Genomic DNA, 14,233 nt, shown 5'->3' with positions numbered 1-14,233 from the left:
TCGGCCGCTGCACCCGCCGCCGCGTCACGTGGGATATCAGACGGTCATGTCGCCTTTTTCATCCGGTTCGTCCAGGCGGCCACGCGCTTGTCGAGCAGCTCGAGAGGCATCACGCCTTCCTTGAGGATTTCATGGAACTGCCGCAGGTCGAACTTCTTGCCAAGCTCCGCCTCTGCCCGCTGGCGCAGCCGGACCCATTCGTTCTGCCCGATCTTGTAGCTGCAGGCCTGGCCCGGCGAGGCGCAATACCGTTCGATCTCGCGTTGCGAACGCGACCGGGTGAAGGCCACGGTCTCCACCAGATAGTCGGTTGCCTTTTCAACGCTCCATTGCTTGGCGTTGAGCCCGGTATCGACCACCAGCCGTGCGGCGCGGAACAGCCAGGACTGCAGCGCGCCGGCCTTTTCGATGCCGCTGTAGCCGCCCAGTTCGTCGGCCAGCATCTCGGCATACAGCGCCCAGCCTTCGCCATAGGCTGACAGCCAGTAGTTCTTCAGCAGCAGCGGCAGGTTTTCGTCCTGCTGCAACAGACTGCCGTGCAGGTGATGGCCGGGCACGCCTTCGTGATAGGTCAGCGCGGGCAGCTGGTACTTCGGCCAGTCCGCAGTGCTCTTGAGATTGATCCAGTAGATCCCGGGCCGCGAACCGTCGAGCGAGGCGGGGTTGTAATAGCCGTTGGGCGCGCCGTCCTGGATCTCGACCGGAACGCGGCGGATATTGAGCGGCTGGGTCGGGATGGTGGCGAACGCCTGCGGCAGCTTGGCCTGCATCGCCGCCAGCCCTTCGTTGAGCGAGGCGATCAGCGCGGCGCGGCCAGCGTCGTCGTTGGCGTAGAGCTGGTCGGGGCGCGTGTTGAGCGCATTGAGACGCTCGCCCACGCTGCCGCGGGTGAAGCCTGCCTTCTTGAGAATGCCATCGAGTTCGGCGCTGATCTCGGCCACCTGGCGCAGCCCGGTCTGGTGGATGTCCTCGGCCGAATATTCGGTGGTGGTGAAATAGCGCAGCGCCTTTGCGTAAATCTCGTCGCCGCGCGGCACGCGCCACACGCCATCGCCCGGGCGGGTGCCGGGCTTCAGCTTTTCCACCAGATCGAGCTGGCGCTGCAACGCGGGATAGACCTCGGCGATGAGCAGCTTCTCGGCGCGCGATGCCCAGTCGCCGGCAATGTTCTTGGCGGCCGTGCGCCGTGCGAGCGAGCCGACCATGCCGCTATCCTTGGGCGCAGCATCAATCTGCGCGCGCAGCTGCTTGGCCACCAGTTCGAGCGACCAGGCCGGAGCAAGATAGCCGCGCGAGGCTTCTTCCCGCTGCGCCTCGCTCTCTTCGTCGAGCACGCCCGAAAAGGCGGCCAGACGGGCGAGATAGGCCTCGGCATCGTCGGCAGTCTCGACCGGATGGGTGGAATCGAGGAAGTCGGGAATCGAGAAATAGGCCCCGTCCTGCTGGCTGAGCCGATATGGCGCGCCCACGAAGGGGATGTCGAACGGCGCGGAGATCAGCCGCTGCTGCAGCATATCCTTGACCACCGCGTGGCGGACCTGGCCGGTTTCTGTCAGCGATGCAGGGTCGATCGCGTCCAGCCGGACCATCATGTCGCGGGCATGGCGGTCGGACGCGATGCCGCCGGCCTTGCCGGCGGGGCCGAACATCGCGCGTGCCGTGGCATATTCCCCGGTATCCAGCCCAAGCGCGGTGCGCTGCCCGGGGCTGAGCGCCAGGTCGCCCGCGACGATCAGGTCGGTGACCTTGGTCAGCGCCAGATCGCCGGTCGCCTGCCCGAAGGCCTGACCGGACCAAGCGGTCGCGAACAACGCGCTGGCGCTTGCTCCAAAGGTGAATTGCCTGCGATCCAGTTTCATGCGCGCGTTCCTTCGATAAGACGCGTCTGTCTGGCACGAATGCACGCCCTGCTCAACCATCCGCGCGGTGGTGATCGGGCAACCCGCGATCCGAACCGCGCGGCAAGGGGCGTCCAGCAGGCTGCCTGGCATTTTTCACGGCGGTTGAATGGCTTATCGTGGGATGGGCGCATGCCCATGCAAAGCCATCCAGTCCGCGCGTGCAACGCCCGGCGCAGCGACAGGCCCAGCGCTTGTCGCTGCTTCCTCGGCGGCCATGGTGGATGCCTTCAACCGTGTCTGGATCTTCGGTGCGGTGCCCGATCCGCTGGTGTTACCCAAGGGGCTCAAACCGATACCGCATGCTGGCAAGGGCACGTTGCTTGCGGTCAGCAATCCGCAGTGAGCCTTGCCGCCGTCGCGCAGCAGATCAGTGCGCCGCCAGCCCAGAGCCTGCGGCCCCCATGGCCCGCGGCAGCAGCTTTCGGGCGGTATACGGCTGAAAACGATAGTCCGGTCGCACCAGCGGTGCCTTGAGCGGATAAGGGTTGTGCCATTTGGCACCGCGCTCGGCGACAGGCCGCATGACCCAGGTTCCTGCGGCAAAGGGCTTGCCGAGGCTGCTCGTGCCAACCCAGGATCCCCGGTTGGAGGCAAAGGCCGGGCCGACGGGCAATATGGCAATTCTGACCGATGCGAAGTCGGGGGCCGCCGCCGCGACGAAGCGGGGGGCAGGTCGCACGGATACGGTCACGATGCGATCGATGCCTGCTGTGCGATCCTGCGCCAGCAAGGCGGCGATCCGGCGTCTCTGGCCGTTGAAGGACTGCCACAGCACGAGCGCGGCACAGATTGAGATGCAGGCAAAAAAGACAGCGTAGACAGCTCCAAGCATGGCATTGTTCTCCGGGGCGGGACCTAGGGCCGTGTGCCGCAGTACGCTTGAGCGTGTGTATAACACTGTGGACAACTATGTGTCCAATAAATTGTACACTCGATGTTATAATTGGCTCGACTTGATCATCAGCTTATCCAATTTGCCAGCATGAGGGGCATACGCTGGTCATCTTCCGAGTTCATAATCCGGTAGATATGCTGATCTTCCTATGCGAGTTTTGTCGATCATGATGCAGTCGTGACGACAGTCAAACCAAGCTGGCGTCAAAAATACAGATCACGTATATATTTCGCTTTTGCGTAGAAATATTAGCCAATATAAACAGCATGTTCGAAGAAAATATCCCTACTGTCTCGGTCCAAATTTATACCCCGATTGTGGCTGTCTTGATGTCCTGGGAGCCTCAAACGTTAAGCGATGGCAGCTTTATGGATTGTCCCTGTACGGTCGCCATGGATTGACAGCGACCAGCGCCTTACGTCGCACTCGAATAATCTGGGGCGTCTCGGTGATCATCCGATGCAGCGATGACGTCGAGCGCGATTTCGGACGTGCGAGGAAGCATCGGTCTTTCTGGGACTGGTGTGCGGGCAGGTTCACCGGCAGAGACCGGAAATATCACTTGGTTTCCATTGGAGCGGCGCTCGTTTTCGCCGCACGTGCTCTCGTCGAGACTGACGGCAGGTCCGCAACCCGCTCCCATGCCCTTCAGATTTCGGTAAGCTGTTGGGGATAAGCCCAGCGCTGATATGTCACATAATGTGCAACTTTCAGGCTGGAGAGCCGCGCAGCGCTTTGCGCGAGACCTGTTTGCACTTCGCAATGACGATGCCGAACTCGCCCGGGCGCAGTTCCGGTCGTTCTCCAAGCAGATGCCGCTGCTGTATCTGATCCTGATCTGCAATGCGACGGCCGTCACGGTGGCATTCTTCAAGCCGACCATGCTGCTGGAAACCCTGGTCATCCCGGTCATTATCTGCTCGGTCGCGATGGTGCGGGCCATCTGGTGGCGAAGGCAGGATGGCGCGCAATCCTTCACCGATGCCGAAATCGCCCAGCAGATCCAGCGCACCTGCAAGCTGGCGGTGATCATGACGCTGGCGTTCGAATTGTGGTGCATGTGGATCTACAGCAGCGGCGATGCCTATGCGCGCGGGCATCTGACCTTCTTTCTGGGGCTGACACAGGTCAGCACCGTGTTCTGCCTGATGACCATGCGCGCTGCCGCAATGCGCGTTGCTGCGACCAGCACGCTTGTCTTCATCCTGTTCTTCAGCACCGTCGATCAGGGCAAGATGCTCGTCGAGGCGATCGTGCTGGGTTGCGTCGGGGTGGGGATGATGATCGTCACGCATCGCTACAACCTCGATTTTTCCATGCTGATCTGCTCGCAGCGCGATCTGCGCAACCGCCAGGCGGAAACCGAAAAGCTGAGCGAGGAGAACCGCCAGATCGCGCTGACCGATGCGCTGAGCGGCCTGCCCAACCGGCGCCAGCTGCTGGTCAATCTTGATCGCATCGATGATCGCGAAGGCGAGGCGCTCGATGGATTGGCGGTGCTGTTCATCGATCTCGATGGGTTCAAGGATATCAACGACACCCACGGGCATCAGGCGGGCGACAGCCTGATCCGCAGCCTCAGCGTGCGCATCGGCCAGATATGTCCGCCGCACAGCATGCTCGCACGGGTCGGCGGCGACGAATTCGTCATCCTGATCGAGGCCCCTGACGCGTCTTCCGTCGCCAAGAGCATGGCCGAGCGCATCAGCGACGAGATTGCGCTGCCGGTCCTGGTCGACCGCCATGTACTGCAGGTCGGCGCCAGCATCGGCATTGCCACCAATGCGGATGGCGCCTGCTCGTCGCACGAACTGCTGCGCCGCGCCGACACGGCGATGTATCACGTCAAGACCGGAACCAAGGGCAAGATCGCCGTCTACACCTCGACCATGGACCGCGGCCGCCTGCGGCGGCTGGCGATCGAGGCCGAGATCGCGACAGGGATTGGCAATGACGAGTTCGATGTCGTCTATCAGCCGGTCGTCGATGCCCACTCTGGTCAGTTCGTGGCGACCGAAGCGCTGATCCGCTGGCCAAGGCGGGCGGCGGGCATGCTGTTGCCGCAGCAGTTCATCGAGATTGCCGAGGCGACCGGGCAGATCCATCCGCTCGGGATGTTCGTGCTCGAACGCGCCTGCCGCGATGTGGGGCCGCTGGACGATGTCACGCTGAGCGTCAACGTATCGCCCGCGCAGTTTCGTGACCCCGGCTTCCTGCGGCAGGTGTCGCATGTGCTCGAGCAGACCCGCTTTCCGCCGCAGCGGCTGCAGCTCGAGATTACCGAAGGCTATCTGCTGGCGCAGCCGGAAACCGCGATCCGCACGATCAAGTCGTTCAAGGCGATGGGGCTGTCGATCGCGCTCGATGATTTCGGCACGGGCTTCACGAGCATTCATTATCTGCGCACCTATGGCTTCAGCCATGTGAAGATCGACAAGTCGCTGCTCGCCAACCTCAGCCCCAACAGCAAGGCCTCGCTGCTGGTCGCCGGCGCGATCAACCTGGCGCGTGGTCTGGACATGGAGGTCACCGCCGAAGGGGTCGAGACCCACGAGCAGGCTGCGCTGCTGCGCGCTGCAGGATGCAACAAGCTGCAGGGCTTCCTGTTCGGTCGGCCGATGGCGATCGCCGACCTGCGGGCGCTGCATGTCCGACTGGGTCGTGAGCAGCTGCCGCCGCCGATCATGCAAGGGCTGAAATCGACAGGCACCTGATCCCCGGCGCAGGGCGGGCTCTGCTGCGGCCATCGTGCAGGCATGGCTTTCGTTGAATGGCATTGCCGATGGCTTTTCGTCGTCGATGCGGGCAGACCAGCATCTGCTTGATGGATCGGCCATCGCATCGCCATCGGCCCCAGCGGAGACCGCCATGACTGACCAGACGTTCGACATCATCGTCTATGGGGCGACCAGTTTTGTCGGCCAGATCATCACCCGCTACATGCACAGCCAGTTTGCCGATGGTGCGATCACCTGGGCGATTGCGGGTCGGTCGCTGAGCAAGCTGGAGGGTCTGCGCGACAGCGTCGGACTGACAGGCGTGGAACTGATCGTCGCCGATGCGCAGGATGAAGCCGCGCTCAGCCGGATGTGCGCCCGGACCAGGGTCGTGATGTCCACCGTCGGCCCCTATGCTTTGTATGGCGATCTGCTGGTGCAGGTCTGCGCGAAGACGGGCACCGATTACTGCGATCTGACCGGCGAGCCGCAATGGATCCGCAAGATGCAGGCGCGCCACGCAGCCGAAGCGCAGGCGAGCGGCGCGCGGATCGTTCATTGCTGCGGTTTCGATTCCATCCCGTCTGATATGGGCGTCCATTTCCTGCAACGGCGCTCGGTCGAAGCATTCGGTCAGCCGTGCGAGCAGATTGCCATGCGGGTCGCCAGCATCAAGGGCGGCGCATCGGGCGGGACCATTGCGAGCATGGTCAACATGGTCAAGGAAGCGGTTCGCGACCCCGACCTGCGCCGCGAGCTGAAAGACCCTTACAGCCTGTGTCCGCCAGACCATGGGTTCACCGCCGTCCAGCGCGATGTCCCGATCGAGTACGACAAGGCTTCCGGTGGCTGGATAGCCCCGTTCATCATGGCGGGGATCAACACCCGGGTGGTGCATCGGTCGAACGCATTGAGCGGCAACGGCTATGGTGCCCGGTTCCGGTATGAAGAGGCGGTGCTGGCGAAGGGCAGGGCCACGGCCCTCGCGGCAACCTGGGGCGTCAACGCGCTGATGCTGGGCCTTGCCGTCCCGCCGGTTCGCTGGCTGCTCGAAACCGCGGTGCTGCCAAAGCCGGGCGAGGGGCCGAGCGAGCAGGCCCAGCGCGAAGGCGGATTCGAGCTGATCTTTCTGGGATCGACGGCCAAGGGCGAGACCATCAGGTGCCGCGTCACCGGTGACCGCGATCCTGGCTATGGCTCCACCGCCAAGATGCTCTCGCAGGCGGCGGCGTGCCTTGCGAAGGATGTGCCCGACGATGTGCCGGGCGGCTTCTGGACCCCGGCGACGATCCTGAGCGACAGGCTGATCGACCGGCTTCGTGCTGATGCCGGTCTTACGTTCGAAGTTCTGGCCTAGCCGTAGCATCGCCTAGAACGGTATCGCCGACGCGCGCGGCGGTCATCGCGGCCATTCTCGGCGGCAGCGCAGCCAGGATCTGCTGCTGGCGGATATCCGACGCACCGGGCCATTCGGCGATTTCATCCAGATCGCGGCCGCAGCCGATGCAATAGCCGGTGTGGTCATCGATTCTGCACGTCTGGTTGCACGGAGATTGCATGGCACAGACCACAGCACGATTGCCGGGGACGCACAAGGTCGGCCACCGCCGCACGCCGCCGAGTTCTCAAGAGGTCTGGGCTGTTCCCATCGACGGGGCGGGAACCAAATGGCCCGTGCGCGGTAAACCCGATCGAAGGAGATACCGAATGATCAAGAACATTATCGGCGCCATCGTCGGCGCGAAGCTCGCAGGCAAGTCCCCCAAGGCTGACAGCGCAGCAGGTGCAACCACCGGCGCGCTTGCCGCATCGGCGATCCCGTTCATCGTCTCGCGCATGAGCGTGCCGTCGATGCTCGCGATCGGTGCAGGCGGCTATCTGCTCAAGCGCCGCCGCGACAAGAAGCAGGCGCGCAAGCTTCCGTATTCCTGATCGAAGACGGGCGGGCGGGGCTAGTCCTGCCTGCCTAATCGGCACTGCCGAACATCGCTTTTGAAAGAGGGTGGCCATGCAAATGGACCACCCTTTTTTGCGACCTGGTAAGCTCCGGTGGGGGCCCTCGGGCGCGCGGCGTGAGCGCATGGGCGCCGGGCCTGCATCTGCTGTCGTTGAAATCTCGTAGTTGCGACGGGCCCGCCTCGGCACGCAACGCGTCGTGGCTTGAGGCCCATGATGCTGGACGATGGATGGAGCGAGCGATGGCACAGCCAAAAGACATGACGGCAGCGGCGCGGGCCTTTCGGAACGCCACCCGTCTCTCCTCGCGCATCGCCGTTAACCGGGATGAAGCCCGATGATGGCCGCGGCCTTGCTGCTGACCGCGCTGCTGTTTGGCGGAACCATCCTGTATGCCTTCGGGTTCGCCGCATTCGTGTTCACCGCTTTGCCCGCCGACACCGCGGGGCCGCTGATCCGCCGCGCCTTCCCGCATTTCTATCTGTTCGTGCTGGCGACATCGGCTGCCGCGGCGGCGGTGTCAGCGGCAGGCGACCAGACCAGCGCGCTCATCCTGGCCGCGATCGCGGCGACCACCGTGGTGGCGCGCCAGGTGATCATGCCCGCCGTCAATGCCGCCACCGATGCGGGCGCCACCCGCCGGTTCAAGACGCTGCACACCGTGTCGGTGGTGATCACGCTGGCGCATATTGCTGCCGCCGGCGTCGTCATCGTCAAGCTGGCCGCACAGGTCTGAGCGCAAGCAAACAAGGTATCCCAAGCTAATGCAAAGCACTGTGGAGCTGACCGGGTTGCAACTGCCGGTGGACCTAGGGATTTACGGGCCCGGCGATGTCGTTCCGGATGCCCATTTTCTCGATCTGACCCTGATCATTAATCCCGCGCGTGTGCTGGTCGATCGGGACGATATGGCGCTCGTCTTCGATTACGATCCGCTGGTGCGCGAGATCGAGACGCTTGCCAGAGATGGCCATTACCAGACGCAGGAATGGCTGATGAGCCGGATCGCGCGGGCCTGCTCACACTATAGCGAGATCGAGGGCGTCGACATGATGGTCTACAAGTCGCCGGTGCTGGCGGGAACGGGCAGGCTGGGCATGAGGCTCAGCCTGAATCTCCAGGAACTGCGTCAGCTCCGAGGCGCATGATCGCCCACGGCAGCCCTGCTCGCCTAATCCAGTTTTTCCAGCCGCACCGCGAAACCGCCACCTGGTGCCATGCGCAGCATCAGCGTGTCTCCTGCCGCCACAGGCTTCTGCTCGATGACGATATCGTGCCGCGCGTCGGTGCGGTAATCAGCCTTGTCGCCATCGCGCCAGATGTGCGCGCGCCAGCGCGAGCCTGCCGGCAGGAAGGAGAGGTCGATCGCCGCATCGCGTGCGCGATCGTCGGTGACTCCGCCGATATACCAGTCCGGCCCATTGCGATCCTTGCGGGCGATCACGGCCAGCTCGCCGACTTCGCCCAGCAACGTGCGCGTCTCTTCCCAATCGGTCGGCACCTGACGGATGAAGGCCATCTCGCGGGGGTGCGCTTGCAGGTTCTCGATCAGGTCGGCGACCATCTGGATCGGTGAATAGAGCACGACATACAGCGCCAGCTCGCGCGCCAGCGTGGATTCGAGGTCGCGCCCGCCGCGTCCCTTCAGCGACAATATGCCCGGCGTGTAGTCCATCGGTCCTGCCAGCATTCGCGTGAACACCAGCGTGGGGGCGTGTTTCGGGCCGTTGCCGGGTGTGCCCCAGGCCTGATATTCGCCCCCGCGTGCGCCTTCGCGGCTCACCCAATTGGGATACGTGCGGCGGAGCCCCGTATCCTTGATCGGCTCGTGCGGGTTGACTGCAATGCGGCGCGCGGCAGCCTCCTGCACCACCTTGAGGTGATGCTGCGCCATGCGCTGGCCGTCATGCCATTCCATCCTTTGCTCGCCCGCTGCATCGCCCGGCGCGATGATGCCACCTGCATCGGCGACATAGCCGGTCTTCACCGCATCGACGCCGTGCAGTGCATACAGGTCGAGCGCCGCGCCCAGCTGGCTTTCGTACCGGGCGATATTGCCGCCGGTTTCGTGATGGCCGATCAGCCGCACGCCCTTGCGGCGCGCATAGGCAGCAAGAATGGGCAGGTCGAAATCGGGATAGCTTTCGACGAAGTCGAAATCGCGGCCATTGCCGAACCAGTTGCCATCCCAGCCCTTGTTCCAGCCCTCGACCAGCACGCCGCGAAAGCCGTTTTTCGCGGCGAAATCGATATGGCGGCGGACATTGGCATTGGTCGCGCCATGCGTGGCGCCGCTGGCCCAGCTCTTGGTCTCGAGGTGCATTTCCCACCACACGCCGACATATTTGTGCGGTTTGAACCAGCTGACGTCGCCCAGCTGGTTGGGTTCGTTGAGGTTGAGCTCGAGGTCGTTGTCGTACAGTCCCCTCGCGCTGTCGGCGATGCGGATGGTGCGCCAGGGCGTGGTGAACGCGCCTGTGCGTTCGACCTTCGCGCCTCCGCTGGATGGGGAGAGCGTCGCGCGGAACCGCTGCGCGTCGACGCGCTTGAGCCACATCGCGGCATAATCAACCAAAGCCGCCTCGTGGAACGCCAGATGGGTGCCATCGGCGAGCCTCAGCGTCATCGGCGTGTGCGCGGCAGAGACCTGGTCGATCGCGGTCGCGTGATAGAGATATTCGTAGCGGTTCCAGTCGCCCGCCTGGATCCACCAGGCCTGGCCGGGGGCTGCGATCACGAATTCGGTCAGCTCGTCGGCGATGCGCCAAGGCTTGCCATCGGCGCGCGCGGCAAATTCGTAGCGCAAGCCGATGCCGTTATCGAAGGCGCGAAAGCGGATCGCGATCGGGCGGTCGGTGGGGGCATCTTCGAGGGCATCGCTCGCGCCGGGCGACACGAGGCGCACCAGCAACTCGTTGTGACGGTCGGTCACCGTCTTGCGCTCGCCCCAGGGCAAGTCCCAGCGGGTATCGACCTTGGCGGTCTCGCTTGCGGTGATCCGGCTGTTGCGCCCGATGGCGTCCTGGTCGGTGAACTGGAAGCCCAGCCGTGACGGCGCGATCAGCGGCTTGCCATCGCGGCTGACGGTGTAATTGGCCCAGCCTTCGCCATCGACCGCGATGGCGATGCGCACCCGGCCATCGGGCGAGGCGACGCTGGCGACCGCCGCATCCGACTGCGCAAGCGCCGGGGCTGTGAGCGCTGCCATCCAGGTGATCAGGGCTATCAGCAACGCACGCATGGCAGGTCTCCAGTCAAAAGGATCAGTCGGGGGCGAACAGCAGCGCGCCAAGGCCCGGCAGGGTCCCGGGGGCAGCATCGTTGGCCGCCATCAACACGGTCCCGGTGGTCGGCAGATCTGCAGGCCAGTCGACTTCATCGCATCCCAGGTTGAACAGCGCGATGATGCGTTGGTCATCGTGAACGCGCTCGAACGCGAGCAACTGCCCATCGCAATGCAGGATCGCGATGCTGCCCACCGCCAGCGCCGGGTGGGCCTTGCGCAACGCCAGCGCGGCGCGTGTCAGGTTGAGCAGCGAATGCGGGTTGGCGGACTGGGCATCGACCGACAGCGCGGCGTGTTCGTCGCCAAAGGGCAGCCACGGATCGCCGCTGCCAAAGCCCAGGTCGTTGGCATTCTGCCGCCAGGGCATTGGCGTGCGTGCGCCATCGCGGCTCAGCGTCAGCGGCCAGTTGGCGATCGCCTCGGGATCCTGCAGCCGATCGAACGGAATATCGACCTGCGGCAGTCCCAGCTCTTCCCCCTGATAGAGGAAGATGTTGCCGCGCAGTGCGACCAGCAGCAGGATCTTTAGCCGCGCAAACGCATCGCGATGCTCGGGCGCGGCCCAGCGCGAGAGCGCGCGCGGCGCATCGTGGTTCTCGAATGCCCAGCTCGGCCAGCCGGTGCCTGGGGTGTCGGGCCATCCCAGCAGCGCGTCGGCGATCAACCGCGGGCTGAGCTTTTCGGCATAGAGGAAATCAAAGCCATAGGCGCTGTCGAACCGGGTGCCGCCCTGGGTGAAAAGCTTCATCTCGCGTTCGGCATCGTCGCCGCCCACTTCGGCGACGGTGAACTTGGCGCCATAGCTGTCGATCAGCGCGCGCATCCGCTCGATAAAGCCGGGGATGTCGGCATGCGACTGGTTGTGCACCTTGAGCTGGAAATCGAACGGCCGCGTGCGGGGCTTGCCCGTGGCGGGCGCGGGGGGATTGTCGCGCAACTGCGGATCGTGCATCGCGAAATTGACCGCATCCATGCGGAAGCCATCGACGCCGCGATCAAGCCAGAAGCGCAGCACGTTCAGCAGCGCGGCCTGCACCTCAGGGTTGTGCACGTTGAGCTGCGGCTGCTCCTTCAGGAAATTGTGCATGTAATACTGGCCGCGCCGCGCATCCCAGGTCCAGGCCGGGCCACCGAACACCGACTGCCAGTTGCTGGGCGGGCTGCCATCTGCCTTGGCATCGGCCCAGACATACCAGTCGGCATGCGCGCTGGCAGCGCTCGAGCGGCTGTCGACAAACCAGGGGTGCTCGTCCGAACTGTGGGAGAATACCTGGTCGATCAGCACCTTGAGGCCCAGGTGATGCGCGCGCGCGACCAGGGCATCGAAATCCTCGAGCGAACCGAAGATCGGGTCGACATCGCAGTAATCGGCGACGTCATAGCCGAAGTCCTTCATCGGCGACGGGAAGAAGGGCGAAAGCCAGATCGCATCCACGCCCAGCGCAGCGATATGGTCAAGCCTCGCGGTGATCCCCGCCAGATCGCCGATGCCATCGCCGTTGGAATCCGCAAAGCTGCGCGGATAGACCTGATAGATGCTCGCGCCCTTCCACCAGGGGCAGGTGGCACCGGTGTCGGAGGCGGGCCGGGTGTCGCAGATCGGCTTGGTCATGAGCAGCTTTCAGTCGATCGGGGTGGCGCGGCAGACGGCATAGCCGAGCGGCGGCAGCGCAATCGCGACCGATCCCGGCGCGCTGGCGGTGGTGGGGCAATGGCCGGCCAGGCCGATGAACGCGAGCGAGCGATAGCCGACCTCGACGTTCAGGCTCACCGGCTCGGCAGAGGTGTTGACCGCGACCAAGATTTCCTCCCCGTCGTCCTCGCCGCGCGTGAACGCCAGCAGTCCGGGCTTGGGCCCGTAATGGCGCAGCACGGTTCGGCCCTCGCGCAGCCGGGGGTGCGTCTTGCGGATGGCGGACAGCTCGGCGATCAGCGCGTAGAGCGGGTGCGCAGGATCGAAATTCTCGGCCGCAGTGGTCGCGGACGAACCCACCGGCCGGTTGTCGTTGTAGCTGGCGACGCGGCTGGCGAACATGTCCTCGCGCGCGTCCTGATCGTTGCCGTCGCCAGTAAAGCCCTGCTCGTCGCCATAATAGATGGTCGGCACCCCGCGCGCGGTCATCATCAGCACATGCGCCAGCTTGAGCCGATCGAGCCGCTCGGCGTCGCCTGCCTCGGGATACGCCTTGTCGAGCATATGCCCCAGACGGCCCATGTCATGGTTGCCCAGGAATGTCGGCAGCGTGAGCGCGGTGGCATCGCCGCCCTCGTACAGCACATCGCCCGCGATCAGACTGGCGAACAGGTCGGTCCCGGTCTTGCCGGTGAGCATGTCGCGCACCGCCGCCTGAAAGGCGAAATCGAGCACGGCGGGCAGCTTGTCGCGCCGCGTGTGCTGGGCAAGAAAACCGGGGTCCATCGCATCATTGGCAACCTCGCCGAAGATGTGGAAATGGGGAATGCCCTTGGCCTTGGCGCGTTCGAGCATTGCAGGGGCAAAGCGCGCCCAGAATTCGGGGTTCACGTGCCGTGCGGTGTCGATGCGGAAACCGTCGATGCCGAAGCGATCGATCCAGCTGCCGTAGATGTCGATGAACCCGTCCACCACGCGCGGGCTTTCGGTCATCAGATCATCGAGCCCGACGAAATCGCCATAGCGCGAGTCCTCGCCATAGAAGCTGGTGTTGCCGCGATTGTGGTAGTGGATCGGATCGTTGAGCCAGGCCGGAACCTTGATCTGCTCTTCGCCCTTGGGCACCTGCGGCGTATAGGCGTAGGTCGGGTCGGTCAGCCGCGCGAAATTCTCTGCTGTGCGAACCGTGTCGCCCTCGAAGCCGCCATTGATCCGATCGCCCTTCAGGCCGCCTTTGGTCCAATAGGGGTAATCCGCCTTGGACCGATAGCCGCAGGTCGGCTGGCCCACGCATTCCTGGAAAGAGATGACATCGGCGGTGTGGTTGGTGATGATGTCCATATAGACCTTGATGCCGCGCGCGTGCGCCGCATCGACAAAGGCCTTGAACGCGTCGTTGGTGCCGAAGTGGCTGTCCACCCGGGTGAAGTCGGTCACCCAATAGCCGTGATAGCCAGCGCTTTCCTGGCCCGGCTCGCCCTGCACCGGCTTGTTCTGGAAGATCGGCGCAAACCAGATCGCGGTGACTCCGAGGCCCTGGATGTAATCGAGCTTGGCGGTCAGCCCGGCAAGATCGCCGCCGTGGAAAAAGCCCTTGTGCATGGGATCGAACCCGGTCTTCAGCCGGTCGCCCTTCAACCCGCCGCGATCGTTGCTGGTGTCACCATTGGCGAACCGGTCGGGCAGCACGAAGTAGATGATCTCGTCCTGTGGTGCGCGGGTCCGCACGGTATCTGCGGAATAGCCCGGGCTTTGCGCCGCGACAGGGGCCGAGGCCGCCAGAGCAGTCGCAACCGTCGCCATCAACCAGTTTCGCACCATGCGGCATACCTCGTCAAAAAAAGG

At 64.2% G+C, this 14,233-nt stretch carries 12 protein-coding genes; 6 read left to right on the top strand and 6 right to left on the bottom strand.

The features are described from left to right. Positions 1–44: 44 nt before the first annotated feature. Entirely contained in the window at positions 45–1,859 is a 1,815-nt protein-coding gene (locus tag LI72_RS08000) for a DUF885 domain-containing protein (protein ID WP_231562399.1), read from the bottom strand. A gap of 256 nt (positions 1,860–2,115) precedes the next feature. On the opposite strand from LI72_RS08000, the gene LI72_RS20625 reads away from it, so the two are divergent. Beyond that, positions 2,116–2,244, top strand: a complete 129-nt coding sequence (locus tag LI72_RS20625) for a hypothetical protein (protein WP_269429429.1) — start codon at positions 2,116–2,118, stop codon at positions 2,242–2,244. A 24-nt stretch (positions 2,245–2,268) separates the two neighbouring features. Here the strand turns inward: LI72_RS20625 and LI72_RS07995 are convergent, their stop codons facing one another. Then, on the bottom strand, positions 2,269–2,676 hold the full coding sequence (locus LI72_RS07995) for a hypothetical protein (RefSeq protein WP_197051844.1): 408 nt from the start codon (positions 2,674–2,676) through the stop codon (positions 2,269–2,271). A gap of 821 nt (positions 2,677–3,497) precedes the next feature. Here LI72_RS07995 and LI72_RS07990 point away from each other — a divergent pair. Both LI72_RS07990 and LI72_RS07985 read left to right on the top strand, forming a co-directional pair. Further along, positions 3,498–5,510, top strand: coding sequence for a putative bifunctional diguanylate cyclase/phosphodiesterase (locus tag LI72_RS07990; RefSeq protein ID WP_231562398.1), 2,013 nt, complete (start codon positions 3,498–3,500; stop codon positions 5,508–5,510). A gap of 154 nt (positions 5,511–5,664) precedes the next feature. Then, the gene (locus LI72_RS07985; protein WP_033925456.1) at positions 5,665–6,870 is read left to right on the top strand and encodes a saccharopine dehydrogenase family protein; all 1,206 of its coding nucleotides are present in this window, start codon (positions 5,665–5,667) and stop codon (positions 6,868–6,870) included. Here LI72_RS07985 and LI72_RS07980 read toward each other — a convergent pair. Beyond that, positions 6,848–7,072: a DUF1289 domain-containing protein gene (locus tag LI72_RS07980; protein WP_033925167.1), complete on the bottom strand. Its 225-nt coding sequence runs from the start codon at positions 7,070–7,072 to the stop codon at positions 6,848–6,850. The genes LI72_RS07985 and LI72_RS07980 overlap by 23 nt on opposite strands. 148 nt (positions 7,073–7,220) lie before the next feature. On the opposite strand from LI72_RS07980, the gene LI72_RS07975 reads away from it, so the two are divergent. From LI72_RS07975 to LI72_RS07965, 3 genes are all read left to right on the top strand, one after another. Further along, positions 7,221–7,445, top strand: a complete 225-nt coding sequence (locus LI72_RS07975; RefSeq protein WP_052129606.1) for a hypothetical protein — start codon at positions 7,221–7,223, stop codon at positions 7,443–7,445. Positions 7,446–7,806: 361 nt separating this feature from the next. Further along, entirely contained in the window at positions 7,807–8,205 is a 399-nt protein-coding gene (locus LI72_RS07970) for a DUF4149 domain-containing protein (protein ID WP_033925166.1), read from the top strand. Positions 8,206–8,233: 28 nt separating this feature from the next. Then, positions 8,234–8,617, top strand: a complete 384-nt coding sequence (locus tag LI72_RS07965) for a dihydroneopterin aldolase (RefSeq protein ID WP_033925165.1) — start codon at positions 8,234–8,236, stop codon at positions 8,615–8,617. Between the two features lie 23 nt (positions 8,618–8,640). On the opposite strand, the gene LI72_RS07960 is transcribed toward LI72_RS07965, so the two are convergent. The 3 genes from LI72_RS07960 to LI72_RS07950 are packed head-to-tail and all read right to left on the bottom strand — an operon-like array spanning position 8,641 to position 14,191. Further along, entirely contained in the window at positions 8,641–10,710 is a 2,070-nt protein-coding gene (locus LI72_RS07960; protein ID WP_033925164.1) for a glycoside hydrolase family 97 protein, read from the bottom strand. A 22-nt stretch (positions 10,711–10,732) separates the two neighbouring features. Then, positions 10,733–12,367: an alpha-amylase family glycosyl hydrolase gene (locus LI72_RS07955; protein WP_033925163.1), complete on the bottom strand. Its 1,635-nt coding sequence runs from the start codon at positions 12,365–12,367 to the stop codon at positions 10,733–10,735. A gap of 9 nt (positions 12,368–12,376) precedes the next feature. Further along, entirely contained in the window at positions 12,377–14,191 is a 1,815-nt protein-coding gene (locus tag LI72_RS07950) for an alpha-amylase family glycosyl hydrolase (RefSeq protein WP_443018109.1), read from the bottom strand. Between the last annotated feature and the right edge of the window lie 42 nt (positions 14,192–14,233).

Origin of the sequence: Sphingomonas sp. 35-24ZXX, assembly GCF_000786215.1 — a bacterium.
Lineage (GTDB): Bacteria > Pseudomonadota > Alphaproteobacteria > Sphingomonadales > Sphingomonadaceae > Blastomonas.
Note: the sequence above shows the minus strand (reverse complement) of the source record. Positions and strands in the feature narration are given on the sequence as shown.